Origin of the sequence: Thiobacillus denitrificans ATCC 25259 (genome assembly GCF_000012745.1) — a bacterium.
Taxonomy (GTDB): Bacteria; Pseudomonadota; Gammaproteobacteria; order Burkholderiales; family Thiobacillaceae; genus Thiobacillus; species Thiobacillus denitrificans_B.
Window position 1 is genome coordinate 1738352 of record NC_007404.1, and the last position, 25551, is coordinate 1763902.

Annotated in this window: 20 protein-coding genes and 2 tRNA genes; 7 read left to right on the top strand and 15 right to left on the bottom strand. The window is 65.8% G+C overall.

Annotated elements, in window-relative coordinates; all coding sequences use genetic code 11:
- The first annotated feature begins 13 nt into the window (after window positions 1-13).
- The 4 genes from mfd (at window position 14) to TBD_RS08295 (ending at window position 5387) form a co-directional block, all read left to right on the top strand.
- A complete protein-coding gene (gene mfd, locus TBD_RS08280) occupies window positions 14-3454 on the top strand; it encodes a transcription-repair coupling factor (protein ID WP_011312168.1) in 3441 nt (1146 codons plus the stop codon).
- Window positions 3451-4686 carry a DUF1015 domain-containing protein gene (locus tag TBD_RS08285; protein WP_011312169.1) on the top strand — a complete coding sequence of 412 codons (1236 nt, stop codon included), beginning with the start codon at window positions 3451-3453 and terminating at the stop codon, window positions 4684-4686. The genes mfd and TBD_RS08285 overlap by 4 nt, the downstream gene beginning before the upstream one ends.
- An 86-nt stretch (window positions 4687-4772) precedes the next feature.
- Window positions 4773-5081: a flagellar biosynthesis anti-sigma factor FlgM gene (flgM, locus tag TBD_RS08290; RefSeq protein ID WP_011312170.1), complete on the top strand. Its 309-nt coding sequence runs from the start codon at window positions 4773-4775 to the stop codon at window positions 5079-5081.
- Window positions 5082-5177: 96 nt separating this feature from the next.
- On the top strand, window positions 5178-5387 hold the full coding sequence (locus TBD_RS08295) for a heavy-metal-associated domain-containing protein (RefSeq protein WP_041432581.1): 210 nt from the start codon (window positions 5178-5180) through the stop codon (window positions 5385-5387).
- A 13-nt stretch (window positions 5388-5400) separates the two neighbouring features.
- Here TBD_RS08295 and TBD_RS08300 read toward each other — a convergent pair whose 3' ends face one another.
- Genes TBD_RS08300 through TBD_RS08320 form a run of 5 tightly spaced genes read right to left on the bottom strand, consistent with a single transcriptional unit; the run spans window position 5401 to window position 10325 of the window.
- On the bottom strand, window positions 5401-7497 hold the full coding sequence (locus TBD_RS08300; protein WP_011312172.1) for an EAL domain-containing protein: 2097 nt from the start codon (window positions 7495-7497) through the stop codon (window positions 5401-5403).
- Complete coding sequence (locus tag TBD_RS08305; RefSeq protein WP_238376439.1) at window positions 7497-8447, bottom strand: ABC transporter substrate-binding protein; 951 nt, start codon at window positions 8445-8447, stop codon at window positions 7497-7499. Before TBD_RS08305 ends, TBD_RS08300 begins: the two co-directional genes overlap by 1 nt.
- Window positions 8444-9142 (bottom strand): DNA polymerase III subunit epsilon, encoded by a 699-nt coding sequence (gene dnaQ / locus TBD_RS08310; RefSeq protein ID WP_011312174.1) that lies wholly within the window; start codon window positions 9140-9142, stop codon window positions 8444-8446. Before dnaQ ends, TBD_RS08305 begins: the two co-directional genes overlap by 4 nt.
- Before the next feature lie 9 nt (window positions 9143-9151).
- A complete protein-coding gene (rnhA, locus tag TBD_RS08315; protein ID WP_011312175.1) occupies window positions 9152-9598 on the bottom strand; it encodes a ribonuclease HI in 447 nt (148 codons plus the stop codon).
- Window positions 9588-10325, bottom strand: a complete 738-nt coding sequence (locus TBD_RS08320; RefSeq protein ID WP_011312176.1) for a class I SAM-dependent methyltransferase — start codon at window positions 10323-10325, stop codon at window positions 9588-9590. Before TBD_RS08320 ends, rnhA begins: the two co-directional genes overlap by 11 nt.
- Before the next feature lie 30 nt (window positions 10326-10355).
- On the opposite strand from TBD_RS08320, the gene gloB reads away from it, so the two are divergent.
- Entirely contained in the window at window positions 10356-11126 is a 771-nt protein-coding gene (gene gloB / locus TBD_RS08325; protein WP_011312177.1) for a hydroxyacylglutathione hydrolase, read from the top strand.
- A 53-nt stretch (window positions 11127-11179) separates the two neighbouring features.
- Entirely contained in the window at window positions 11180-12685 is a 1506-nt protein-coding gene (locus TBD_RS08330) for a transglycosylase SLT domain-containing protein (RefSeq protein WP_011312178.1), read from the top strand.
- 109 nt (window positions 12686-12794) lie between these two features.
- Here TBD_RS08330 and TBD_RS08335 read toward each other — a convergent pair whose 3' ends face one another.
- From TBD_RS08335 to TBD_RS08355, 5 genes are read right to left on the bottom strand one after another with little or no spacing between them, the layout of a single operon-like run.
- On the bottom strand, window positions 12795-12986 hold the full coding sequence (locus TBD_RS08335) for a hypothetical protein (RefSeq protein ID WP_011312179.1): 192 nt from the start codon (window positions 12984-12986) through the stop codon (window positions 12795-12797).
- Window positions 12987-13007: 21 nt separating this feature from the next.
- Complete coding sequence (locus tag TBD_RS08340) at window positions 13008-14987, bottom strand: ABC transporter ATP-binding protein (protein ID WP_011312180.1); 1980 nt, start codon at window positions 14985-14987, stop codon at window positions 13008-13010.
- Window positions 14984-16390: an ABC transporter permease gene (locus TBD_RS15135; RefSeq protein WP_011312181.1), complete on the bottom strand. Its 1407-nt coding sequence runs from the start codon at window positions 16388-16390 to the stop codon at window positions 14984-14986. The genes TBD_RS08340 and TBD_RS15135 overlap by 4 nt, the downstream gene beginning before the upstream one ends.
- Window positions 16387-17364: an ABC transporter permease gene (locus tag TBD_RS08350; protein ID WP_011312182.1), complete on the bottom strand. Its 978-nt coding sequence runs from the start codon at window positions 17362-17364 to the stop codon at window positions 16387-16389. The genes TBD_RS15135 and TBD_RS08350 overlap by 4 nt, the downstream gene beginning before the upstream one ends.
- The gene (locus TBD_RS08355; protein ID WP_011312183.1) at window positions 17364-19505 is read right to left on the bottom strand and encodes an ABC transporter substrate-binding protein; all 2142 of its coding nucleotides are present in this window, start codon (window positions 19503-19505) and stop codon (window positions 17364-17366) included. Before TBD_RS08355 ends, TBD_RS08350 begins: the two co-directional genes overlap by 1 nt.
- A 79-nt stretch (window positions 19506-19584) precedes the next feature.
- Here TBD_RS08355 and fabI point away from each other — a divergent pair, with 79 nt between their 5' ends.
- A complete protein-coding gene (gene fabI, locus TBD_RS08360) occupies window positions 19585-20367 on the top strand; it encodes an enoyl-ACP reductase FabI (protein ID WP_041432584.1) in 783 nt (260 codons plus the stop codon).
- Between the two features lie 43 nt (window positions 20368-20410).
- On the opposite strand, the gene TBD_RS08365 is transcribed toward fabI, so the two are convergent.
- From TBD_RS08365 to lon, 5 genes are all read right to left on the bottom strand, one after another.
- Window positions 20411-22312 carry a SurA N-terminal domain-containing protein gene (locus TBD_RS08365; RefSeq protein WP_041432586.1) on the bottom strand — a complete coding sequence of 634 codons (1902 nt, stop codon included), beginning with the start codon at window positions 22310-22312 and terminating at the stop codon, window positions 20411-20413.
- A gap of 123 nt (window positions 22313-22435) precedes the next feature.
- A tRNA-Asp gene (locus TBD_RS08370) sits at window positions 22436-22512 on the bottom strand.
- A gap of 45 nt (window positions 22513-22557) precedes the next feature.
- A tRNA-Val gene (locus TBD_RS08375) sits at window positions 22558-22633 on the bottom strand.
- Between the two features lie 63 nt (window positions 22634-22696).
- Entirely contained in the window at window positions 22697-22969 is a 273-nt protein-coding gene (locus TBD_RS08380; RefSeq protein ID WP_011312186.1) for an HU family DNA-binding protein, read from the bottom strand.
- A 148-nt stretch (window positions 22970-23117) separates the two neighbouring features.
- The gene (gene lon, locus TBD_RS08385) at window positions 23118-25535 is read right to left on the bottom strand and encodes an endopeptidase La (protein WP_011312187.1); all 2418 of its coding nucleotides are present in this window, start codon (window positions 25533-25535) and stop codon (window positions 23118-23120) included.
- Between the last annotated feature and the right edge of the window lie 16 nt (window positions 25536-25551).

Below are 25551 nucleotides of genomic sequence, written 5' to 3' on the forward strand. Positions count from 1 at the left end.
GCCAACTTTTTCCATGGCGCTTCTGTTCCACGACCCTGCGCTCGCCGTCCGCAGAGCATCCGGCCTCGCCGGCGCGGCCGACGCCCTGTACCTGGCGGAGGCGGCGCGCAGCGTCGCGCCGCTCGTCATCGTGTGTGCAAGCGCCTGGGACGCGAACCGGCTGACCGAGGAACTGCGCTGGTTCGACCCCGCGCTGCGGGTATGCGCCTTCCCCGACTGGGAGACGCTGCCCTACGACAATTTCTCGCCCCACCCCGACCTGCTCTCGGAGCGGCTCGCGACGCTCTATCAGATTTCGCGCGGCGAGTTCGACCTTGCAGTCGTCGCGCTGTCGACGGCCTTGCACCGGCTGGCGCCGCCGTCTTTTCTCGCCGCCCACACCTTTTTCCTCAAGCAGAAGGACCGCCTCGATGAAGCGGCCTTCCGCGCGCAGATGACGCTCGGCGGCTACAGCAACGTGAACCAGGTGTTCGCGCCGGGCGAATTCTCGGTCCGCGGCGGACTGATCGACCTCTTCCCGATGGGCAGCGCGGTGCCCTACCGCATCGACCTCTTCGACAACGAGATCGAAACCCTGCGCGCGTTCGACGTCGACACCCAGCGCAGCATCTACCCGGTGAACGAGGTGCGCCTCTTGCCGGCGCGCGAATTTCCGCTCGACGAGGCCGGCGTCACGCGCTTCCGGCAGAATTTCCGCGAACGCTTCGAAGGCGACCCCTCGAAGTCCAAGCTGTACCAGGACGTCAGCAACGGCCTCGCGCCGGCCGGCATCGAATACTACTTGCCGCTGTTTTTCGACGCGACCGCGACCCTCTTCGACTACCTGCCGCAGCCCACGCGGCTGGTCGCCCACGGCGCGCTCGACGCGGCCGGTCAGGCGTTCTGGAGCGAGGCGCAAGGTCGCCATCGCCTGCTCGCAGGCGACAAGGACAGGCCGCTGCTGCCGCCTGCCGATCTGTTCCTTGCGACCGACGCCTTCTTCAGCCGCGCGAAAAGCTACGAACGGTTCGACGTCGCGCAGGCCGGCGATGGCCTGGCACGTCCGCTTCCCCCGATCTCGGTCGACCGCCGCGAGGCACATCCGGTCGCCAAGCTGCGCAGCTTCATCGACGGCTTCCGCGGCAAGACGCTGATCGTCGCGCCGTCGGCCGGACGACGCGAAACCCTGCACGAATACCTCGCCGAGCACGGTCTCGACGCCACGCCCTGCGACGGATGGGCCGGCTGCGAGGCTGGGCGCGAAAGGATTCTGCTGACCCATGGCCCGCTTGCCGAAGGCTTCGTGACGCACGATGAGGCGCTCGCCGTCATCACCGAAACCGAGCTCTACGCGATCCCGCCGAAGACCCGCCGCGCCCGCGAAGCGCGGGCCACGCAGATCGACAGCCTGTTGCGCGACCTGTCGGAACTGAAGCCCGGCGATCCTGTCGTCCACGCGCAGTACGGTGTCGGCCAGTACCTCGGCCTGGCGACCATGGACCTCGGCGACGGCGACACCGAGTTCCTGCAGCTCGAATACGCCAAGGGCGACAAGCTCTACGTCCCGGTCGCCAACCTGCATCTGATCTCGCGCTATTCCGGTGCGAGCGAAGGCGAGGTCCCGCTCCACAGGCTCGGCACCGACCAGTGGGAGAAGGCTCGCCGCCGCGCCATGCAGGCTGCGCGCGACACCGCCGCCGAGCTGCTGAATCTGTACGCCCTGCGCGCCGCGCGCGAAGGCCACGCGTTCAGTTTTTCGCTGCACGACTACGAGGCCTTCGCCGAGGGCTTCGGCTACGAGGAGACCCCCGACCAGGCCGCGGCGATCGCGGCCGTGATGGCCGACATGCAGTCGGGCAAGCCGATGGACCGCCTCGTGTGCGGCGACGTCGGCTTCGGCAAGACCGAGGTTGCGTTGCGCGCCGCGTTCATGGCCGTGATGGGCGGCTACCAGGTCGCGGTGCTGGTGCCGACCACACTGCTGGCGGAGCAACACTTCAACAACTTCTCGGACCGCTTCTCGCAATGGCCTGTGAAGCTCGCCGAGCTGTCACGTTTCCGCACCGCAAAGGAACAGGCGGCAGCACTTGAGGCGCTGAAGGACGGCAGGATCGACATCGTCATCGGCACCCACAGGCTGATCCAGAAGGACGTCAAGTTCGCCCGTCTGGGCCTCGTCATTCTCGACGAGGAACATCGCTTCGGCGTGCGGCAGAAGGAGCAGCTGAAGGCGCTGCGCGCCGAGGTCGACGTGCTGACGCTCACCGCGACGCCGATCCCGCGCACGCTCGCGATGTCGCTCGAGGGCATTCGCGACTTCTCGGTCATTGCAACGGCGCCGCAGAAGCGGCTCGCGGTCAAGACTTTCGTCCGGTCCTTCTCCGGCGGGCTGATCCGGGAGGCCGTGCTGCGCGAACTCAAGCGCGGCGGCCAGGTGTACTTCCTGCACAACGAGGTTAGCACCATCCAGAACATGCGCGAGCGGCTCGAGAAACTGCTGCCCGAGGCGCGCATCCGCGTCGGCCACGGCCAGATGAGCGAGCGCGAACTCGAGCAGGTGATGCGCGACTTCTACCAGCAGCGCTACGACATCCTCTTGTGCACGACGATCATCGAGACTGGCATCGACATCCCGACCGCGAACACCATTCTCATCAATCGCGCCGACAAGTTCGGCCTCGCCCAGCTGCATCAATTGCGCGGGCGCGTCGGGCGCTCGCACCACCAGGCCTTCGCCTATCTGCTCGTCGAAGAGGACCGCACGCTGACGCCGCAGGCGAAAAAGCGGCTCGAGGCGATCCAGCTCATGGAAGAACTCGGCTCGGGCTTCCACCTCGCCCGCCATGACCTCGAGATCCGCGGCGCCGGCGAGGTGCTGGGCGAGAAGCAGAGCGGCGAGATCCTCGAGGTCGGCTTCTCGCTGTACAACGACATGCTGGCCGGCGCGGTGGCGAGCCTGAAGGCCGGCAAGGAGCCCGACATGAGCCAGCCGCTCGACGTGGTCTCCGAAATCAACCTGCACCTGCCGGCGCTGCTGCCCGCCGACTACTGCCCGGACGTCCACGAGCGGCTGGTGTTGTACAAACGGCTGGCGAGCTGCCAGACCCCGGACGATCTGACGGCGATGCAGGAGGAACTGGTCGACCGCTTCGGCGAACTGCCGGACACGACACGCGCCCTGCTCGCGGTGCATCGCCTGCGCATGGCGACCCGCGCCTACGGCATCGCCCGCCTGGACGTTTCCGGAGAGGGGATGAGCGTGCAATTCGTCCCCAGCCCGCCCGTCGATCCGGGTAGAATCATCGCTCTGATCCAGGGCAAGGCCGGCTACAAGCTCGCCGGTCCGGACCGGCTGAAGCTGAGCGTGAGCCTGCCTGACCTTGCCAGGCGGGTCGGCGCGGTCAACGCCTTCCTCGCCGCGCTCGGCCCGCCCGTGGGCGACTCCCTTTCATCCGCAACCCATCATTCCTCATGAGCCTGATCCAACCCTTCGCCGCCCTCCGTCCCGCCCCCGGTCGCGCCAACGACGTCGTCGCCCCGCCCTACGACGTGCTCTCGACCGAGGAGGCGCGCCAGCGCGCGAGCGGTCGCCCATGGAGCTTCCTGCATATTTCCAAGCCGGAAATCGACCTCGCGCCGGGCACCGATCCCTACGCGCCCGAGGTCTACGCCAAGGGTGCGGAGAACCTGCGCGCGATGATCGCCGCTGGTGTGCTGGCGCGGGATCCGGCGCCCTGCTACTACGCCTACCGTATCGTGATGGGCACGCACAGCCAGACCGGGCTCGTCGCCGCCGCCTCGGTCGCCGATTACAATACCAACCGCATCCGCAAGCACGAGTTCACCCGCCCCGACAAGGAAGATGACCGCGTGCGCCAGATCGATGCGCTCGATGCGCAGACCGGGCCGGTGCTGCTGGCCTACCCGGAGGCATCCGAGGTCGACGCCATCCTCGCCGCCGCAGCGGCCGGCACGCCCGACTCCGACGCCGAACTCGACGGCGTCCGCCACACCCTCTGGGCGATCCGCGACACGACCGCGCAGGCGCGCCTCACCACCGCGTTCGACGCCATGCGCGCGCTCTACATCGCCGATGGCCATCACCGCTCGGCCTCGGCCTCGCGCATCGCCGCCGCGCGCCGCGCTGCCAACCCCGGCCACAGCGGCACCGAGCCCTACAACTTCTTCCTGTCGGTGATCTTCCCCGCGCATGAGATGCGGATCATGGACTACAACCGCGTCATCGCCGACCTCAACGGCCTTTCCGCCGACGCCTTCCTGGCGACGATCGCCGGTGCCTTCGACGTCGAACCGGCCGCCGCCGCGGTGACGCCCGAGCGCCCGGGCGAATTCGGTCTCTACCTCGCGGGCAAGTGGTATCGCCTCGCCATCCGTCCCGAACTCGTGCCGGCCGACCCGGTCGGACGCCTCGACGTCAGCCTGCTGCAGAACAACCTGATCGCGCCCGTCCTCGGCATCGTCGATCCGCGGCGCGACAAGCGCATCGACTTCGTCGGCGGCATCCGCGGCCTGGCCGAACTGGAAAAGCGCGTCGACAGCGGCGACATGGCGCTTGCGTTCTCGCTGCATCCCACACGCATGGAAGACTTGATGGCCGTCGCCGACGCCAACGAAGTCATGCCGCCGAAGTCGACCTGGTTCGAACCCAAGCTCGCCGATGGTATGGCCTCGCATGTGCTAGGGTGAACTTCGGCTAAGGTTTTCGGCCCAAATGCCGTATCCACAGCTAAGTTGCATTCATTCCGGAAAAACAGCTCACAGGATCCCCGCTCGTGAAAATCGACAAGCGCATCACTCCTCCCGCCGCCGCCAAGGTCTCGTCCACCAAGGGCAAGGGCGCAGGCAAGACCCCGTCGGCGCCAGCGGGAGGCGGCGACTCGCTCACGCTGACCGAATCGAGCAGCCGCATTCGTTCGCTCGAATCGCAGCTCGCCTCGGTCGACGTGACCGACGCCGGTAAGGTCGAGTCGGTGAAAGCCGCGCTCGCGAACGGCACGTTTGCCGTCGACGCCGAAGTCGTCGCCGACCGCCTGATCGATCACACCAAGGAGACCTTGCGCAAGCGCCCGCGCAAGAAATAACGCCATTTTCCGGCACGCCCCCGCCCGCGACGCTCGCGGGCTTTTCTTTTTCCGCTGGCATAAAATCCCCGTTCTGCAATGAACCGAGGAGCCGGCATGAACGAGATCGTCCTACCCGTAAACGGAATGACCTGCGGCGGCTGTGTCAGCAGTGTGCAAAAGGTGCTGTCCGCGCTGCCCGGGGTGGCGAGTGTGGAAGTGAGCTTGACGCCCGGCCAGGCGCGCGTCGTCTACGACGCCGCCAAAGTGGATCGCGCTGCCATGGCCCAGGCGGTCGTCGACGCCGGTTTCAGCGTCGGCGAGTGAGGCGCGGTCCCACTCAATCCCGCGCGCACAAGGTGTCGATCGGCTCAGGGCGGCGCACGGCGCTGCCCTGTGCGTAATCGACGCCGATCTCGCGCAACAGACTCAGAATCTCCTCCGACTCGACGTATTCTGCGACCGTCTGCAGCCCCATCTGGTGGCCGATGCGGTGGATCGCTTCGACCATCGAGCGGTCGATCGCGTTGGTCGCGATGTCACGCACGAAGGCACCATCGATCTTGAGGTAGTCGACGCGCAGGTTTTTAAGGTAGGTGAACGACGACAGGCCGCTGCCGAAGTCGTCGAGCGCGAAGCTGCAGCCGAAGCCACGCATCGCGTCGATGAAACCATTGACGACGCCGAGGTTGCCGATCGCAGCGGTTTCGGTGATTTCGAAGCACAGGTGCGGGCCCAGTTCCGGATTCTGCTGCAGTTGCGCGAGCAGTGTCTTGCGGAAGGTGGGGTCCTTCAGCGATGCGCCCGACAGGTTCACCGCAAACAGGCAATGCACCTCGCAGGTCGATTTGAGGTAGCGCTTGCACAGCCGTAGCGTCTCCTCGACCACCCAGGCGTCGAGCGCCGGCATGATCGAGTAGCGTTCCGCCGCAGGAATGAAGGCCATCGGCAGGATCTCGCCGCCGTCGTCGTCGATCATTCGCAACAACAGCTCGACGTGGCGCGTGCCCGGCTCGGGTGCTGCGTCGGTGCGGCGGATTTCCTGCCAGGAGAGGCTCAGGCGATTTTCCTCGAGCGCGCGCTGGATGCGCGTGACCCACTGCATCTCGCCGCGATGGCGGACCAGGTCTGAGTCGCGGCTCTCGTAAAGGTGGATCTGATTGCGCCCGCGATCCTTCGCCACGTAGCACGCGGCGTCGGCCGCCGACATGAGGCCGGCGGCAGTGCCACTGTCGGCGTCGATCGCGACCATGCCGACGCTCATGCCGACCGCAAAGATGCGGTCGCCCCATTTGAAGCGGAAGCGCTGCACCTCAGAGCGGAATGCGTCGGCGACTTCGAGCGCGTCGTCGATGCTGCAGTTTTCCAGCAGGAGCGCGAATTCGTCGCCGCCGAGACGCGCGAGCGTGTCACGCTCCCGCAGCTTGCCCTTGAGCAGCAGGGCGAGTTGGCGCAACAGTTCGTCGCCGGCGGCGTGGCCGCACGAGTCGTTGATCACCTTGAACTGGTCGAGGTCCATGTAGCACAGTGCGTGTTCCCGTCCCTGTTCCAGCGCCGACATGCGCGCGCGTTCGAGCCGCTGCTCGAACTCGCGGCGATTGATCAAGCCGGTCAGCGCGTCGTGGCTCGCCTGATAGACCAGGCGCGCGGTGGCCTGATCGATCTTGGCCTGCATCTGGCCGTGCATCGCCTGCAGGTGGGCCGCCATGTTGTTGACGCCGCGTTGCAGGACGCCGAGTTCGGCCTGCCCGCTCTGGACGACGCGCTCGTCGAGGTGCCCCTCGCCGATCCGGCTCACGGTGTGCGTGAGCGCGAGGATCGGCCGCGTGATCTGCCGTCCGATGCGCCACGCGAGATAGAAGCTGACGCTGAGGCCGGCGAGCAGGATCAGCAGACTGCGTACGATCGCATCGCGTTGACTCTTGACCGTCGCGCTCCGCGATACCTCGAGACCGACCCAGCCGAGCAGCCGCGTCGGACGGGTCGCAGCGCCCGCCCGTCCGCCGACCGAACTGAAGTCGTCGACCGCAACCTCGGTCCGCGTGATCGGCGCGTAGTAGACGAGGCGATCCGGGTATTCGATCTGCTGGATATGGTCCGTGGACAAGTGGCGGCGCGACGGGTCATCCCAGTTGCCCAGCCCGACCTGTGCCAGCCACTGGCCGTCATCGGCGAACACCGCGACCCCCCGCACGTCGGGTTCGACCGCAGCTTTTTCGAGCAGCGTCTGCAGCACGTCGATGTTGCCCGACGCCACGCCGTATTCGGCCGCCGGCGCAAGCTGCCGGGCGATGGCGACCGCACGCGTGCGCAGCGACTGATCGAGGTCGTCGATTTTTCCGCTGATGAGCTGGAACAGCAGAAGAACGCCGATGATCGCCACCGGCACGAGCGTCAGGCCGATCACGCGCCCGCGTATCCCGAGTGCGAGCGCCATCAGATTTCCTCTCCCAGACGCTTTTCCAGCTCGTTTTCCTGCGGCAGGACGAAACCGAGCGAACGGGCGACTTGGCGGTTGATCGAAACGCTGAAATAAGCGGGATACGTCGATTCGGGAAGTTGCGAAGACGTGGTCTCGATCACGCGCCGCACCGATTCCGCGGCCTGGCGGCCGATTTGCGCCGGGCTCGAGTGCAGCGACAAGAGGGCGCCGGCGCGCGTCAGCGAGCGCGAATAGCCGAGCACCGGGTCGCGGTAGCGATACGAGGTCAGCAGCAGGCTTTGCGCAGTGTTGCGGTTGATGACCCCGGGGTCCGGGATCGCGAGCAGCAATTCGGCCTCGGACAGGACCGCCTCGAGCTGCGCGATCTGGCGGTCCGCTCCGCTCAGCAGGCCGTACACCAGGCTGATTCCCTGCGCCCGCAGGGCGTCCGCGAGTTCGCCCAGGACCTGGCGCTGATTCGTGCTCAACAGCACGCCGACGCGTGTCATCTCGGGAAAGGCCAGACGGATCAGTTGGGCCTGGCGCTGGAACGGCTGGTCGAGATAGATGGCCGATACTGCGCGCTTGCCTTCCCCAGCGAGCTCCGCGCGGCCGCTCTCGAGGTACCACGCACGCGGCACCAGAACCGCGAGCACCGGATTGCGCACCGGCTGCGTCGCGAGCGATTCGGCCGCACGCACGCCGACCGTGACGACGAGGCGCGCGCCATCCAGCGCCGAGGCGCTGAGGCCGTCGGCGTAAGCCCTGCCCGTCTCATGCCGCCCGTGATCCAGATAGCCGCGGATGATCTGATAGACCTCCTGATACGGCGCCGAGTCGTCGCTCAATACGACGACGACGCGCGCCGCGGCGGCGGGGCTCGAAAACGCCACGAGCCAGGCGCAAGCGAGCATCGGCAGGATACGGCTAGCGATCGCCCGCCCGCGGGCCCACGCGCGCGTCAAGGCGCCTCTACGCCCCACAGGCATTCGCCCTTGCTCTCCTTCGCGATCGCCGCGAGCAGCGCCGCATGCGCTGCCTCCTCCTCCGCGTCCGCCGGCAACAAAATCGCTGCCGGCCGCGGCCGGTCCGCCGCACGGCCGCTCTCCGAACGCGGTATTTCCAGTCCGATCGAAAGGCTTTCCTGGCCGCGGGTCAGCGCCAGATAGACCGCGGCCAGCAACTCGCAGTCGAGCAGCGCGCCGTGCAGCGTGCGCGCGGTATTGTCGACGGCGTAGCGTTTGCAAAGTGCGTCGAGGTTATTGCGCTGGCCGGGGTGCAGCGCCTTGGCCATCGCCAGCGTGTCGGTCACCCCGCCGCAGCAGGTCGCCAGGAGCGGCATGCCGAGCAGGCGCAACTCCATGTTGAGAAAGCCAACGTCGAACGGTGCGTTGTGGATGATCAGCTCGGCGCCGTCGATGAAATCGACGAACTCGCGCGCGATATCGCCGAAACGCGGCTTGTCCTGCAGAAACTCCGGCGTGATGCCGTGCACCTGCATGGCTCCGGCGTCGATGTCACGGTCCGGATTGACGTAGCGATGGAGGTGATTGCCGGTCAGCCGGCGGTTGACCATTTCCACCGCCGCGACTTCGATGATGCGATGGCCCTGGGCCGGGTCGAGCCCGGTCGTTTCCGTATCGAGGATGATTTGACGCATGTCTTTCGATCAATATTGCCGAGCCTGCAAGACGCCCTGATTGGCCAGTACGTCGGCGCGTTCGTTCTCGGGATGACCGGCGTGGCCGCGCACCCACTTCCATACGATGCGATGCTGCTGGCTCAGTGCATCGAGCTGTTGCCAGAGGTCCTGATTCTTGACCGGCTTGCCGTCGGCCGTCCGCCAGTTGCGCCGTTTCCACCCGGGCAGCCATTCGCTGACCCCTTTCTGCACGTACTGCGAGTCGGTGTGGACCTCGACCGTCGAAGGCCGCTTGAGCAGCTCGAGCGCGCGGATGACCGCGGTCATCTCCATGCGGTTATTGGTCGTGTTCGGCTCGCCGCCGCTTATCTCCTTGCGGTGGCCGCCCGCGACGAGAAGCGCGCCCCAGCCGCCTGCGCCGGGATTGCCCTTGCAGGCACCGTCGCTATATATATAAATGATGTCAGCGGTCACGATGTATTCGGTAGTGTTTGAGATTGATCACCTTGGCCGCGGGCGAGAGCAGGCGCCGTGCCACGGGCGTCGACCACTGCGGCTGGATGATGTTCATTCCGACGACGCGCTTGACGGCCTGCAGGAAATAGACCCCGCCTCCCATCGCCCACCAGCGGTCGCCGGCCGGCTCCATGAAGCGAAGCCGACGCAGCCAGTTTTCGCGGTTGATCGGTGGACGATAGCAGCACATGCTGCCGCCCGCCACCTCGAGGCCGAGCAGAACCATCCAGTCCTTGACGCGCGAGATGTTGAGAAAGTTGCCGTTCCACGGGTAGCCACGCTCGCCGCCCTGGGCGATGCGGGCGAGCCCCCACAGGCTGCGCGGGTTGAAGCCGGCCAGCACGAGGCGACCTTCGGGGCGCAGCACTCGTTCGGCTTCGCGCAGGACCTGATGGGGGTTCGCGCTGAATTCGAGGACATGCGGCAACAGCAGCAGATCGAGCGACTGGCTCTGGAACGGCAGGAACATCGGGTCGGCGCGGACCTGGCTCGGCGGCTCGACCGCGCAGTTCACACGTAGCGGAATGCGGCTGTTGCGCAGGAAATCGATGTTCGGCAGGCCGACTTGAACTGCGTGGAAGCCGAATACGTCCGAGACGGCGTCGTCGAAGTAGCGCTGCTCGCGGAAGAGCAGATGCTGTCCCAACGGCGTGTCGAACCATCCGGCGTTCAGCTTGGATAACATAGCCCTTCCTCCTGTCTCTTGCAGTCCATCATGTTGACGCTGATTCCCCTGCCCGCGTTCGAGGACAACTACATCTGGGTGTGGCACGACGCGAAATACGCGGTCGCGGTCGACCCCGGTGACCCTGCCGTGCTTTCGACCTATCTCGACAGCCGCGGACTCGCCCTCGCCGCGGTGCTCGTGACCCACCATCACCGCGACCATACTGGCGGCAACACCTGGCTGCGTCAACGCTATAACTGTGCCATCTACGCGCCCGACAACCCCCGTATCCCGGCGGTCAGTCATGTCGTGCGCGGCGGCGATTCGGTGGCGGTTCCCGAACTCGGCCTCGCGCTCGCCGTGCTCGCGACGCCCGGCCATACGCTCGACCACGTCAGCTACGTCGGCAACGGGCATCTCTTCTGCGGTGATACGCTCTTCGGCTGCGGTTGCGGCAAGCTGTTCGAGGGCGACGCAGCGATGATGTCGGCGAGTCTCGATGCGCTCGCCGCCTTGCCGCCCACAACGCGCGTCTGCTGCGCGCACGAATATACCCTCAGCAACATCGACTTTGCCAAAACCATCGACGGCGCGAACCCCGCCCTGCTCGAACGCGAGCGCATCGACCGCGCCGCACGCGCCCAAAACCGGCCGACCCTGCCGTCGACGCTCGCGCTCGAACGCACGACGAACCCGTTTTTGCGCTTCCACGACGCCGACATGCGCGCTTTCGCGGTCGGCGAACTCGGCAGCCCGGATCCGGGTCCCGCCACGGTCTTCGGCGCGATCCGTGCGGCCAAGGACCGGTGGGACGGTTGACTGCCCGGCGGACGCCCCTTAGGATGGAGCCTGCTTGAGTACGGGAGACCCACGTGCCCGGAATCAAATTCACCCGTATCGGTGCAGCGCGCCTCCCTCTCGGCCGGCTCGGATTGGCGGCCCTGATGTTCTGGGCAAGCCATCACAGCCTGGCGACGGAACCCCGACAAGGCATCCACACACTCGAATGGAACGGCGGCAGTGATAACGTGCCCGCTGCCGACGAGGTGCCCGCGATCGCCCTTGAAGCTGGCACGCGCGACGTCTGGCAGCGTGTCCGCGACGGTTTCCGCATCGACGACCAGGCGGCGCCGAACCCGCTCATCGCTGTTCACGAATCCTGGTACGCAGCCCGGCCCGAACACGTGCGTCGCGTCGTCGAGCGCGCGCGCCGCTATCTTTTCTATATCGTCGAAGAGGTCGAGCGGCGCGGCATGCCGATGGAAATCGCGCTGCTGCCCATGATCGAGAGCGCGTTCGACCCCGGCGCGCTCTCGCCCTCCGCGGCGTCCGGAATCTGGCAGTTCATTCCTTCCACCGGACGTCTGTACGGCCTCAGGCAGGACAAATGGTACGACGGCCGCCTCGATTTCACCGCCGCGACCGGGGCCGCACTGGACTACCTCGGCAAGCTCTATCTCGACTTCGGTGACTGGCAACTCGCGCTCGCGGCGTACAACTGCGGCGAAGGCTGCGTCGGTCGCGCGATCCAGCGGAACGTCCAGCAAGGCCTTCCAACCGACTACGCAAGCCTCGCGCTGCCGAACGAGACGCGTCACTACGTCCCCAAGCTGCTCGCGATCCGCAACCTGGTGCGCAATCCCGAGCAATACGGCATGACGATAGACGGGCTTCCAAACGAGCCTTATTTCAACCTGGTGAGCGTGAGCGCCAGCATGGATCTGCATTCGGCCGCGCGGCTGGCGGGCATGACCATCGAGGAGTTCGTCGCGCTCAACGCGGCCTTTCCGCGCAAGCTGATCCGCTCCGACACGCCGGTCAGCCTGCTCGTTCCGGTCGACCGCGCCGACCGTTTCCAGCGCAATCTGGATGCCGGCGACTGGGACAGTTGGCAACCCTACGCCGCACGCAAGGGCGAGCGGCCCGAGGAGATCGCGCGCCGCTTCAAGGTCAGCGTGGCACGACTCGCCGAACACAACCAGTTCAAGCTCAGACGCGGCAGGCTGGCACGCGCACAGACCGTGCTGGTGCCGGTCAAACGTCGTGACACCGGTATCGCCGCGAACCAGTCGGGCAGTCGTCGTCCTGCGCCGACCGAACACGAAGTCAAGGCTGGCGAGACGCTCTACGGCGTCGCGCGGCGCTACGGCTTGAGCGCCCGCGAATTGGCGGACGCCAATCCGGGGGTCGGGGCAAGACTCAGGCCGGGGCAGGTCCTGCAACTGGCAATCCCGGTTTCTTCGCCGCGCGAGACGGCCCCATTGCGACCGCGCAAGACGGGCGCTCGGGGTGCCGCCCTGCCGTCACACTACGCCCCGAACCGCGGCGACACGCTTCTCACGATCGCCCGCCGCTTCGATATCAGCATGGTCAGGTGACGCGAGGGTTCGCGTCGCTCCTCGATTCTCGGGGCTGACCGTTCCGGCGCGTTCCGTCCGATCCAGGCCGCGGCTAAACCACCTATCCCGGACCCGCCCCGCTATCGCATCACTCGGGGGCCGGCGGCTCGTCCGTCTTGTCGGACATGATCAGTGCGACGCCCAGCGCCGCGAGCACCATCCATATTACGGCGGCCCAGATCCCGAGGGCGTCCGACAACGGCCCCATGAAAAACATCATCAGCATGGCGACGGCGAGCACACCGTTGCCGAGCCAGAAATTGCGGTGTCTAGTGTTCAAGTGCGCCTCCTTCCGGCGTTTTCATCCGAGCCTGCCCGCCACCCAGTGACACCGCACCCAATGCCCGTCCCCGGCTCGCGTCTGTTCCGGGTAATCGCGCCGGCACAGGTCGCCCGCGCGCGGGCAGCGCGGGTGAAAGTGGCAGCCCGGCGGCGGCGCGAGCGGCGACGGCTGGTCACCGCCCACATGTAGCGTCGCCAGCCCGCTTGCGCCATCGATGCGCGGGATGGCGCTGACGAGCGCCTGGGTGTACGGGTGGCGCGGCGCGCGCAGCACCTCGGCGGCGGGCCCCTGCTCGACGATGCGGCCGAGATACATCACGGCCACCTCGTGCGCGAGATATTCGACGACGCCGAGGTTGTGGGTGATGAAGAGGTAGGCGAGCCCCAGGCTTTCCTGCAGATCTTTGAGCAGATTGAGTATCTGGGCCTGGACCGAGACGTCGAGTGCGCTCGTCGGCTCGTCGCAGATCAACAGTCGCGGCGAGACGGCGAGCGCGCGCGCGATCGCAATCCGCTGGCGTTGCCCGCCAGAGAAGGCGTGCGGATAGCGGCCGCCGGCATCATCAGGCAACCCGACTTGGCGCAGCACGGCTGCCACCGCTTCGCGCCGCCCGCGCTCCGCCCCAACGCGCAGGGCATCCATGCCTTCGAGCACGATTTCCTCGACGCGCATGCGCGGGTTTAGCGAGCTGTAGGGGTCCTGGAAGACCATTTGCGCCTGGCGCCGCAGCGTGCGCGCGTTGGCCGGCGTAATCGGCTCGCCGCCGAGCAGGACACGCCCCCCGGTCGGCTCGATCAGGCGCAGCAGCGCCTTACCGGCGGTGGTCTTGCCGCATCCGGATTCGCCGACCAGCGCGAGCGTACGCCCGGCACGGATCGACAGCGAGACGTCGTCGACCGCGCGAACGTGGCCGATCGTGCGCTGGATCAGGCCGCGGCGGATCGGAAAATAGACCTTCAGTCCCTCCACCTGCAGCAGCGGTGCCGCGTCCCGCGCCGAACCGGGCGGTGGCGAGACCGCAGGTGCCCCCTGCGTTGGCAGCTCGCCGGCCAGATGACAACGCACGCGTTGTCCTCCGCGCACCTGCCAGTCCGGCGCCTCCTCGCGGCAACGCGCGATCGCGCTCGGACAGCGTGGGGCAAACCGACAGCCGGACATCCGCGCATCGAGCTTCGGCACCTGACCGGGAATCGTCACGAGCCGCCCATGGTCCCCCGGCCGTGGCAGGGCCTCGAACAGCATGCGGCTGTAGGGGTGCTGCGGCGCGGCGAAGAACGTCTCGCGCGGCCCCTCCTCGAGCAGTTCGCCGGCGTACATGACGCCGACGCGATCGGCGTTCTCCGCCACGACGCCAAGGTCGTGCGTGATCAGCAGCATTCCCATCTGGCGCTCGGCGCGCAGGCCACGCAGCAGCTCGAGCACCTGCGCCTGGATCGTCACGTCCAGCGCCGTCGTCGGCTCGTCGGCGATCAGCAGGCGCGGCGGGCCGGCGAGCGCCATCGCGATCATCACGCGCTGGCGCAGACCGCCGGAAAGTTCGAACGGATAGGCATCGAGCCGACGCTCCGGGTCGGGCACGCCGACCGACTCGAGCAGCGCACGCGCCGCCGCGAGGGCGTCGCGGCCCGTGCGCCGCTGGTGCAGTGCAAGCGCCTCGACGATTTGAGCGCCGACGTTGGCGACCGGATTCAGCGCGAGCATCGGTTCCTGAAAGATCATCCCCATCTGCCCGCCGCGGACCCGGCGCATCTCGCGTTCCGGCAGCGCCCGCACGTCGGTTTCGCCGAGCCGGATCTCGCCCGAAACGATGCGCCCGCCGTCCGGAAGGAGCCGCATCAGCGACAGCGCCGTCATCGACTTGCCGCAGCCGGATTCGCCGAGCAGCGCGTAGGTCTCGCCCGCGTCGACGCGGAACGACACCCCGTCGACGACGCCCACGGCGTCTTTACCCTCGCCGAACGCGGTGACGAGCCGGTCGACCTGCAACAGCGGCTTCACCGGCGCGCTCCCTGGCGGGGATCGAAGGCGTCGCGGACGCCGTCGGCGAAGAGGTTCGCCGCGAGCACGAGCGTGAACATGAAGACGAACGCGGCCGCGAGCTGCCACCAGACGACGGGCTCGCGCCCGAGTTCGAGTCGTGCGCCGTTGATCATGTTGCCCCAGCTGTACATCGTCGGGTCGACGCCGACGCCGACGTAGGAAAGCACGGCCTCGGCGAGGACGAGCCCCGAGAAATCGAGCACGATCGCGATCAGCACGAGATGGAAAACGTTCGGAAAGATATGGCGGCTGACGATGCGGACGTGGCTGACGCCGAACGCGCGCGCCGCCTCGATGTAGTCGAGCGTCCTGAGCTTGAGCGATTCGCCGCGCAGCAGTCGCGCGAGGCCGGTCCAGCTCGTCACGCCCATGATGAGGGAGAGCGCGAGCAGGCGAACGTCGGCGCGCGCCGCCGCGGTGTCGAAGGCCTCGGGATTGGACTCGATGTAGACCTGAACGATCAGCACGGCGGCGGCGATCAGCAATACGCCCGGAATCGAGTTGAGCACGGTGTAGACGTACTGGATCACGTCGTCGACCCAGCCCCGGAAATAGCCGGCGGCGATGCCGAATCCGATCGCGAGCGGCAAGGTGACGAGCGTCGTCAAGGTGCCGATCACGAGGCCCGTGCGTATGCTCTTGAGGCTGATGTAGAGCACGTCCTGGCCGACCTTGTCGGTACCGAGCACGTGGTAGCCGGCCGCGAGCTGCACGATCACGCCGGCGAGCATCAGCATCAGCGAGGCGACCACGACCACCGTCCGCGCGGGCCAGCCGAGACGGCCCCGGCGCCAGTCGGCAAGCCATCCGCCGAGCGGCCGCCGCAACCGCCTCGCCTGCCACGTGGCGAGCAAGGCGAACAGAACGAGGCTGGCGAAGAGCCCCGCAGCGAGACCGCCGAGCACGCGCAGGGCGATGTCGCCCGCGCGCGCGTCGTCACCCTTCAGATGCGCGCCGCCGTAGCGCAAGCGCGGGTAGTCGTGCACGGTTTCGCCATTGCGCTCGACGAATTCCTTGGCATAAAGCCGCGTCGCGAGAGGCGCCGAATAGGTCTTTTCCTGACGCTTCGGCAGGTCGCCGAGCAGCACGTCGAATGCCGACTTCACGTCGACCGCATAGTGGGGCGTGTCTGCAGGGCTGTCGGCGAGACGCTCGCGGTAGTGCAAGGAATCGAGCAGCCCGATCGTGGCGAACACCGCCAGCACCAGCGCCGCACCGACCGCCATCGGACGCTCGCCGACCGCCCGCCAGGGCGCGCGCAGATGCGGTCGGCGCCGGATGAACCACGCCAGCCCCAGCAAGGCGGCGACCAACAGGAAGACCAGCGCGTCGGTCCACAGGATCACCGGCTGGATCGTCATTGCAGCCGCACCCTCGGATCGACCCACGAGTAGGAGATGTCGGTAAGAATCAGGCCGACGATGTAGAGGAAGGAACCGAGGAAGACCATCGCGCGCACGACCGCGAAATCCTGCGCCTGGATCGCGTCGATCGTGTAACTCCCGAGCCCCGGAATCCCGAAGAAGGATTCGGTGATGAGGCTGCCCATGAAGAGCAAGGGCAGCACGACGACTGCGCCGGTAAGAATCGGGATCATGCCGTTCTTGAGGACGTGGCGGAACAGCACGCGCCCTTCGCCTAGGCCCTTGGCACGCGCGGTACGCGCGTAGTCCTTGCCGATTTCCTCGAGAAAGATCGTGCGATACCAGCGCGCACCGCTGCCGATACCTGCGACGACGCTGACGAGGACCGGAAGCAGGATGAACTTGAACGCATCGATGCCACCGGCGAAGCCCGATATCGGCAGCAGGTTCCACAGCTTCGCGATGAAATACTGGCCGGCGATGATGTAGAACAGTCCCGAGATCGACATCAGCACGACGCAGAGCACGACCCCCCATAAATCGAGGTAGGTCGTGCGAAAGAACACCATCAGGAGCGCGAAGCTGACATTGACCAGCAGCCCGATGACGAACACGGGCAGCGCGATCGCGAGACTCGGCCCCATGCGCGTCTTGATCTCGTGCGCGATGTCGCGGCCGTCGTCGCCCTTGCCGAATTCGAATACGAACATCGCCGCCGAATGGCGGAAGAAGATCGTGTCGGTGAAGCGCGCGCTGCCCTCGGCCTCGGCGTTGAGCAAGAGCGGCTTGTCGTAGCCGTGCTCGGCCTTCCAGCGCGCGATCGCCTCGGGCGTCACGTGCTTCGCGCCCAGTTGCAGGCGTGCCATGTCGTCGGGCGTGTTGACGACGAAGAACAAGGCGAAGGTGAGCAGGTTGACGCCGATCAGGATCGGGACGGCATAGAAGAGACGGCGCAGGATGTAGCCGAGCATCAGGCGACCTTCCGCTCATGCCGCCGCCACGCGCTCGCCGCGGGCGCGATCAGCACGACGAGCCCGACCACGAGCAAGGCGACAGGCCACAGCACCGGCCGGTTCCAGGCCGCGCGCCGTTCCTCGCGCAGCGCAGGATCGATGCGCCGGTACTTCAGGGTGTTGTTCGCCATCAGATTGGGCTTGACGTTGTGGACCCAGCCGTGGCGCAGGCCGAAGGACTTCGGGTAGTACGCGAAGATCCACGGCGCGTCGCGACGCACGATCTCGAGCATCGCGTCGATCACGGCCTGACGCTCGGGGCCGTTGTCCATGTCCTTCATGCGCTCGAACAGCCGGTCGAATTCCGGGTTGTCGTAATTGGCCGCGTTCTCGCCGCCGCTGCTGACCTTCTTGTGCGGCCCGTAGAGCAGAAAGAAGAAGTTCTCGGGGTCGGGATAATCCGCGTTCCAGCCCCATTCGAAGAGCTGGGCGTTGCCCTTGCGGATCTTGTCCTGGAAGCGGTTGTAATCGGTTCCGCGTACCACGAGTTGCACGTTGAGCTTGTCGAGCTGCTTCTTCATCCAGTCGAGCCGCGACTTGGCGTCGGGCCCCGCGGCCATCGTGTCGAAATAGAGCACGAGCGGCTGGCCGGTCTTGGCGTGACGTCCGTTCGGATAGCCCGCCTCGGCCAACAGCTTCTTCGCGGTCTCGATCGGCCGGCGCTCGATTTTTTCGCCGCGCGCCTCGTAGACGTAGGGGTTGAGGCCGGCCGGGCCCTCGACATAGCCGAACAGGCCCGGGGGCAGCGGGCCTTGCGCGGGGATGCCGCGGCCGTTGAGGAAAATGGAAATGAATTCGTCGTAGTCGAAAGCGATTGAAAGCGCCTGGCGCAGCTTGCGACGATCCTCGCCGAGCCCGCCGACGACCGGATCGAGCATGTTGAAGCCGACGTACCAGATCGACGCGGCGACCGCGGTAATGAGATGGATATCCTGCGCGCGCATGCTGGCGGTCAACTCGGGTTCGCCCTTGGCCGAAAAACGGACCGCCTGGTCGAAGCTGTCGGAACTGATACCCGAGCTGTCGTAATAGCCCTGGAGAAACTTGCTCCAGTACGGGATCGTCTCCTTTTCCAGACTGTAAACGGCCTCGTCGACGAGCGGCAGGCGCTTGCCCGCATCGGCGAGCAGCCCGGCCGCGCGATCCTCCACGCTGCCTTCGCCCGGATAGACCTCGCCGTGGAAATACGGGTTGCGCTTCAACACCATCCGCCTGTTGGGATCGTTCTCGGCAAGATAGTAGGGCCCGGTTCCGACCGGCTGCCAGTCGAGCGTGAGGTTCCTGTCGGCCATGCCCGGCTGGGCGTAGAAAGTTTCGGCCTCCCACGGCACCGGCGCGAAAAACGGCATCGCGAGCCAGTAGATGAACTGCGGATACTTGCCGCGGATGCGGATGCGATACGTGTAGCGATCGACCACCTGCGCGCCGGCAAGCGGAAAGCGATCGAGATCCAGCCGGCGTCCGGGTTGCGCCTGCGCCGCCTTCTCGAGTGCCGCGCCAAGCGCCTTGAGTCCGACGATGTGTTCGCTCATCAGGCCGAAAATCGGCGAACTGAGGCCGGGATGGGCAAGCCGCTTGATCTGGTAGACGTAGTCGGCGGCGACGAGCTCGCGCGTGCCTTGGTGGGCGAAGTCGCTGATGCGGCTCTTGCCGTCGAGCGCTGCCGACTCGAGCGCGTGATAGCGATAGCGCCCGGCTTCGTCACGCGCGAAGGCCGGGTGCGGTTGATAGCGTATGCCGGGACGGACGCGGATTTCGTACACGCTCTCGGCGATGCGCGACGACGCTGCGTCGTCGGGCAACCGCTTGCCGGACGCATCGTAGTAGCGCGGCTCAGGCACGCGCGCCGCCGTCAGCGGGACGAGGGTGTAAGGACGTTTGAGGAAATGGTATTGCAGCGGCGGCTCGTAGATCTGTCCGGTGAATTCGACCTCGTTTGCGCTATACGAACGCGCTGGATCGAGATGCTTCGGACGTTCCGAAAACGCGCTATAAAGAACCGGGGCGGCGGCTTGACTGTCCGGGTATGGGTTGTTCCACGTGTCGCCGCATCCGGCGAGCAAAGCGAGTCCGAGCAGTACCGAGCCTGTACGCGTCATGGCGCCAGTGTACCCAAGCGCGCCGTCAACGTCAGCCGTTATAATCTCGCCCTACTCAACTCTTCGCTTCGAGACCATCATGGGATTTCTTGCAGGAAAACGCTTGCTGATCACCGGTGTGATATCCAACCGTTCGATCGCCTATGGCATCGCTGCCGCGTGCAAGCGTGAGGGCGCCGAGCTGGCCTTCACCTACCAGGGGGAGCGTATCAAGGATCGCGTGACGGAGTTCGCCCAGGAGTTCGGTTCCGACCTGGTGTTTCAATGCGACGTCGGCAGCGACGAGCAGATCGACGCGCTGTTCACGGAACTCGGCACGCGTTGGGACGGCCTCGACGGTCTCGTTCACTCGATCGCCTTCGCCCCCAAGGAGGCGCTCGCCGGCGATTTCCTCTCAGCGGTCACCCGCGAAAACTTCCGCATCGCCCACGACATCAGTTCCTACAGTTTCGCCGCGCTGGCCAAGGCTGCGCTGCCGCTCATGGAAGGCCGCCAGGCCGCGCTGCTGACGCTGTCGTATCTCGGCGCAGTGCGCTCGGTCCCCAACTACAACGTCATGGGCCTGGCCAAGGCGAGCCTCGAATCCAGCGTCTACTACATGGCGCAAAGCCTCGGCCCCAAGGGAATCCGCGTCAACGCCGTGTCGGCGGGCCCGATCAAGACGCTCGCCGCGAGCGGCATCGCCAACTTCGGCGAGAAGCTCGATCTCGTTGCGAAGAACGCGCCGCTGCGCCGCAACGTCACGATCGACGAGGTCGGCAACGTCGTCGCCTTCATGCTCTCGGATCTCGCGTCGGGTATCACCGGGGAAATCACCTACGTCGATGCCGGATTCAATTCGACGGCGGGCGCCGAATCGTGAGCCGCTAAAGCCCCAAAAAAACGCGCCCGAAGGCGCGTTTTTTTTAGTCTTCCCGGCCCTCGATCGCGTTCGGCTGGATCTTGACCTTGTGGCCGGCGGTCACCAGCGCGATCAGGGCTTTCATGTCGGCGCGCTGCTGCGCCTGCATGACGCCCGACCCGATCGACTCCATGAGCATGGGATCGAGCGACGCAGGCTCGACCACGCGCGTCACGCGCACGATGCGATACGACCCGTCGGGTCGCGCAAACCCGGTATACGCCGGCGTTTTCTCAGCATTCGCGCGGAACACGGCCTTGACACCCGCCGCGTCGAGGGACGCGCCGGGCTGGCGACCGACGACCTGAAACGCTGTCCAGTCGAGACCCGACTCCTTGCCGTCCTGCAGGGACTTGATCGTCGCCTCGGCCTTTTTCGCAAGCAGCTGCGCGGTCTGTTCCGCGCGCATCGTCCGCTCGATCTCGGCCGACACTTCCGACAGCGGCCGCAGCCGGGCGGCGCGGTGCTCGACGACACGGGCGGCGACGAGCGTGCCCGGCTTGATCTCGATCGCCTCGGTGTTCTGCCTGGACTTGATCGACTCGGGGCTGAAGAGTGCGGCCGAGAGCGCCGGATTGTCGAAGGGCGGCGGTGCTGCCTTCGCGTTCATCCAGCCGCTTTGTTGGACCGTGAGTTTGGCAGCCGCCGCGGCGGGCTGCAGCGACTCGGCATTTTCATAGACGAGATTGCTGAAGTTGTCGGCAAGGTCGGCGAAGGTCTTCTGCGCCTGCTGCTTGCGCAACTCGTCGACGATCGCGGCGCGGACTTCGGCGAGCGGCGCCGCCTTGCCCGGCTCGATGCTGTCCAGGCGGATGATGTGATAGCCGAAATCGCTCTCGACGGGGCCGCGGATTTCCTTCGGCTTCATCGCGAAGACGGCGTCCTCGAAGGGCTTGACCATCATGCCACGACCGAAGCTGCCGAGGCTCCCGTCCTGCTCCGCCGACCCCGGATCCTGCGAGGTGCTGCGCGCCAATTCGCCGAAACGCTCGGGTTGCTTGCGCAGAGTCTCCATCAGCGCGGTCGCCTTCGCCTTGGCCTTGGCACGAGTGGCCGCGTCGCTGTCCTTGTCGGCCGCGATCAGGATGTGACTCGCGCTGCGCTGTTCGGGCTGACCGAACTGCGCTGCATTCGCCGCATAGTAGTCGCGGACGGCCTGTTCGCTGACGCTGATGCCGGCGACGAGTGCAGCCGCATCGAGAACGACATACTCGGCGCGAATCTGTTCGGGTTCGGTAAAGGCCGGTTTGTTGGCGGCGTAATGGCGTTCGACGTCCGCCGGGGTCACCTTGACCTCGTCGGCGACGCTGGCGACCGGCAGATCGACCCAGGAGATTTCGCGCTGCTGCGCGACCAGCCGCGCGACCTGCTCGAGCGTGGTAGTCGCGTTGAAGGCGGCGAGCGTCACCGGGCTCGTCACGCCCTCCAGCATGAACGCCTGGCGCAGTTCGTTCTCGAAGGACGCCGGGGTACGTCCGTTCTGCCGGAGGATCGCTTCATAACGCTGCGGCGAGAACTTGCCGTCCTGTTGAAACGCGGGAATCTGCCCGATCGCGGCGGCGACGTAGGAATCCGGCGCGAGGAATTTGAGCTTCTCGGCTTCGAGCAGCAAGGCCTTGCGCTCGATCAGGCTATCCAGCACCTGTTTGCGAAACGCGGCGGTTTCGGTCATCGAGGGGTCGAATGCGGGCCCGAGCGACTCGCGCAGGCGATCGCTCTGCGCCTGGATTTCGCGCGTCAATTCTTCGCGCGTGATCCCCACCTTGCCGACTTCGGCCACCACCCCGCCGCTGCGATCCCCGGACATGTAGGAGTCGATGCCGAAGAGGGCGAACGTCACGGCGATCAGGCCGAGAATGACTTTGGCCAGCCAGCCCTTTGCATGCTTGCGGATTGCTTCCAGCACTGTTTCTACTCCGGAAATTGGGTCAGGCGAATTCTCGCGCACTTTGCACCCGGCGTCTCGCCCTCCCCGGACGAAAACACGCCGAAATGAAAAAAGGCGAACTCGCGTTCGCCTTTTTGGTGTTGGCGGAGTGGACGGGACTCGAACCCGCGACCCCCGGCGTGACAGGCCGGTATTCTAACCAACTGAACTACCACTCCATGTACTGCACAAACTCGACTGCCTGCTGCTTGTTCTTACTCGGCTGGTGGGTGCTGAGGGGTTCGAACCCCCGACATTCGCCTTGTAAGGGCGACGCTCTACCAGCTGAGCTAAGCACCCGACAAAGACCAAAATTATACAAGACAAATTTCGGCCTTGCCAAGTGTCCGCGACTTTTATTTCTCAGTTGAGCGCGTCCTTCAGTCCTTTGCCGGCGCGGAATTTCGGCACCTTCGCCGCCTTGATCTTGATCGACGCACCGGTGCGCGGATTGCGGCCGCTGCGCGCCGCACGCTTGCCGACGTAGAAGCTGCCGAAGCCGACGAGCGTCACGATGTCGCCTTTCTTGAGGGCCTTCTTGACCGCGTCGACGGTCGCCTCGAGAGCGCGGCCGGCGGCGGCTTTTGAAACATCCGCCGAGTCGGCGATGGCGTCGATCAATTCTGATTTATTCACGTGTTGTCCCCTTCACTCTATGTCACAGGAAAGCCCTGTGGCCGCTTTTATAGCAACGTGAAAAACCTTGTGTCAAGCGGTTTTCCGGGGACCTCAATGAAAAATCCCGCGACTGGCGCGGGATTCGTGGCGATGTGTCGCGGGAAACCTAGTGTTTCAGCGCCCTTGCGGCCGTGCCGCCCTCCTCGGAAACCGCGATCGCGGGGGTTTCCGACTCCGATTCCTCGCTCAGCGGCTCGGGCACATGTTCGAGCGCGAGTTCGAGCACCTGATCGATCCACTTGACGGGATGGATGTCGAGCTTGTTCTTGATGTTGTCGGGAATGTCGGTGAGGTCCTTGACGTTCTCCTGCGGGATCAACACCGTCTTGATGCCGCCACGATGCGCGGCGAGCAGCTTCTCCTTCAGCCCGCCGATCGGCAGCACCTCGCCCCGTAGCGTGATCTCGCCGGTCATCGCGACATCGGCGCGCACCGGGATTCCGGTGAGGATCGAGACCATCGACGTACAGATTGCAATGCCGGCCGAGGGGCCGTCTTTCGGCGTCGCGCCTTCCGGCAGGTGGATGTGGATATCGCGCTTCTGATAGAAATCCTCCTGGATTCCCAACTTGCGCGAGCGCGACCGCACGACCGAGAGCGCAGCCTGGATCGACTCCTGCATGACTTCGCCGAGCTTGCCGGTGGTCGTCATCTTGCCGCGCCCGGGCAGGGCCACGGCTTCGATCGTCAGCAGTTCGCCGCCGACCTCGGTCCAGGCAAGGCCCGTGACCTGTCCAACCTGGTTGTTCTTCTCCGCGACCCCGAAGCTGAAGCGACGGACACCGAGATACTTCTCCAGGTTGCGCGAGGTGACGGCGATTTTCGTGCTTTGCCGCTTGAGCAGAAGCGCCTTGACCGCCTTGCGGCAGACCTTGGATATTTCGCGCTCGAGGCTGCGCACGCCGGCTTCCCGCGTGTAGTAACGGACGATGTCACGAATGGCCGACTCGGCGATCGAAAGCTCGCCGTCCTTGATGCCGTTGACCTTGAGTTGCTTGGGCACCAGGTAACGCTCGGCGATATTGATCTTCTCGTCTTCGGTGTAACCCGAAAGGCGGATCACTTCCATCCGATCGAGCAGCGGCGCGGGCAGATTGAGCGAGTTCGCGGTCGCGACGAACATCACGTCCGACAGGTCGTATTCGACCTCGACGTAGTGATCCTGGAAGGTGTGGTTCTGCTCCGGATCGAGCACCTCAAGCAGGGCCGACGACGGGTCTCCGCGGAAGTCCTGTCCCATCTTGTCGACCTCGTCGAGCAGGAATAGCGGGTTCTTCACGCCGACCTTGGTCAGGCTCTGCAGGATCTTGCCGGGCATCGATCCGATGTAGGTGCGGCGGTGGCCGCGGATCTCGGATTCATCACGTACGCCGCCGAGCGCCATGCGCACGAACTTACGGTTGGTCGCCCGCGCGATCGACTGCCCGAGCGAGGTCTTGCCGACACCGGGCGGCCCGACCAGACACAGGATCGGCGCCTTGACCTTGTCGACGCGCTGCTGCACGGCGAGATATTCGAGGATGCGTTCCTTGACCTTGTCGAGACCGTAGTGATCCTGATCGAGCACTTTCTCGGCCTTCGCCAGGTCCTTGCTGATCTTGGTTTTCTTTTTCCACGGCAGCCCGACCATGGCTTCGATGTAGCTGCGGATCACAGTCGCCTCCGCCGACATCGGCGACATCATACGCAGCTTCTTCAGTTCGCCGAGCGCCTTGGCCTCGGCTTCCTTGGACATGCTCGCCTGCCGGATTCGCTTGTCGAGCTCTTCCAGCTCAGCGCCTTCCTCGATGTCGCCGAGCTCTTTCTGAATCGCCTTGACCTGCTCGTTCAGGTAGTACTCGCGCTGGCTCTTCTCCATCTGCCGCTTGACGCGGCCACGGATCCGCTTTTCGACCTGGAGAATGTCGAGCTCGCCCTCGAGCAGGCCGAGCAGATGCTCGAGCCGCTTGTTGACGCCGATCATCTCGAGCACTTCCTGCTTCTGCTCGAGCTTGAGCGGCAGGTGCGCGACGATGGTGTCGGCCAGGCGCCCGCCCTCGTCGATCCCCGAAAGCGAGGTCAGGATTTCCGGCGGGATCTTCTTGTTCAGTTTGACGTACTGATCGAACTGGGTGAGGAGCGCGCGACGCATCGCCTCGACTTCGACCAACTCCTCGCCTTCCGCGGGCAGGATGCGCGCGCGCGCGCTCAGATGCGTGCCCGTATCCGCGACGTTGAGCACGCGCGCGCGCTGATTGCCTTCGACCAGCACCTTCACGGTACCGTCGGGCAGTTTCAGCATCTGCAGCACGGTGGCGACGCTGCCGGTGTCGTAGAGGTCGTCGGGGGTCGGGTCGTCCTGCGCTGCCGTTTTTTGCGCGACGAGGAGGATGCTCTTGCCGGATTCCATCGAGGTTTCCAGCGCCTTGATCGACTTCGGCCGCCCCACGAACAAGGGGATGACCATATGCGGGAACACCACCACGTCCCTAAGCGGCAACAGTGGCAGATCGATCTCTTCCGTGGATACGTTGTCGCTCATCATGATTTCCTGGCAAGGG

What these genes read in the sequence shown, in the direction of transcription:
- TBD_RS08295 (WP_041432581.1), top strand. Translation starts at nt 5,178, where the DNA reads ATGAACGAGATCGTCCTACCCGTAAACGGAATGACCTGCGGCGGCTGT.
- dnaQ (WP_011312174.1), bottom strand. Translation starts at nt 9,142, where the DNA reads ATGCGTCAAATCATCCTCGATACGGAAACGACCGGGCTCGACCCGGCC.
- TBD_RS08355 (WP_011312183.1), bottom strand. Translation starts at nt 19,505, where the DNA reads ATGACGCGTACAGGCTCGGTACTGCTCGGACTCGCTTTGCTCGCCGGA.
- mfd (WP_011312168.1), top strand. Translation starts at nt 14, where the DNA reads ATGGCGCTTCTGTTCCACGACCCTGCGCTCGCCGTCCGCAGAGCATCC.
- TBD_RS08350 (WP_011312182.1), bottom strand. Translation starts at nt 17,364, where the DNA reads ATGCTCGGCTACATCCTGCGCCGTCTCTTCTATGCCGTCCCGATCCTG.
- TBD_RS15135 (WP_011312181.1), bottom strand. Translation starts at nt 16,390, where the DNA reads ATGACGATCCAGCCGGTGATCCTGTGGACCGACGCGCTGGTCTTCCTG.
- lon (WP_011312187.1), bottom strand. Translation starts at nt 25,535, where the DNA reads ATGATGAGCGACAACGTATCCACGGAAGAGATCGATCTGCCACTGTTG.
- TBD_RS08285 (WP_011312169.1), top strand. Translation starts at nt 3,451, where the DNA reads ATGAGCCTGATCCAACCCTTCGCCGCCCTCCGTCCCGCCCCCGGTCGC.
- TBD_RS08300 (WP_011312172.1), bottom strand. Translation starts at nt 7,497, where the DNA reads ATGGCGCTCGCACTCGGGATACGCGGGCGCGTGATCGGCCTGACGCTC.
- gloB (WP_011312177.1), top strand. Translation starts at nt 10,356, where the DNA reads ATGTTGACGCTGATTCCCCTGCCCGCGTTCGAGGACAACTACATCTGG.
- fabI (WP_041432584.1), top strand. Translation starts at nt 19,585, where the DNA reads ATGGGATTTCTTGCAGGAAAACGCTTGCTGATCACCGGTGTGATATCC.
- TBD_RS08320 (WP_011312176.1), bottom strand. Translation starts at nt 10,325, where the DNA reads ATGTTATCCAAGCTGAACGCCGGATGGTTCGACACGCCGTTGGGACAG.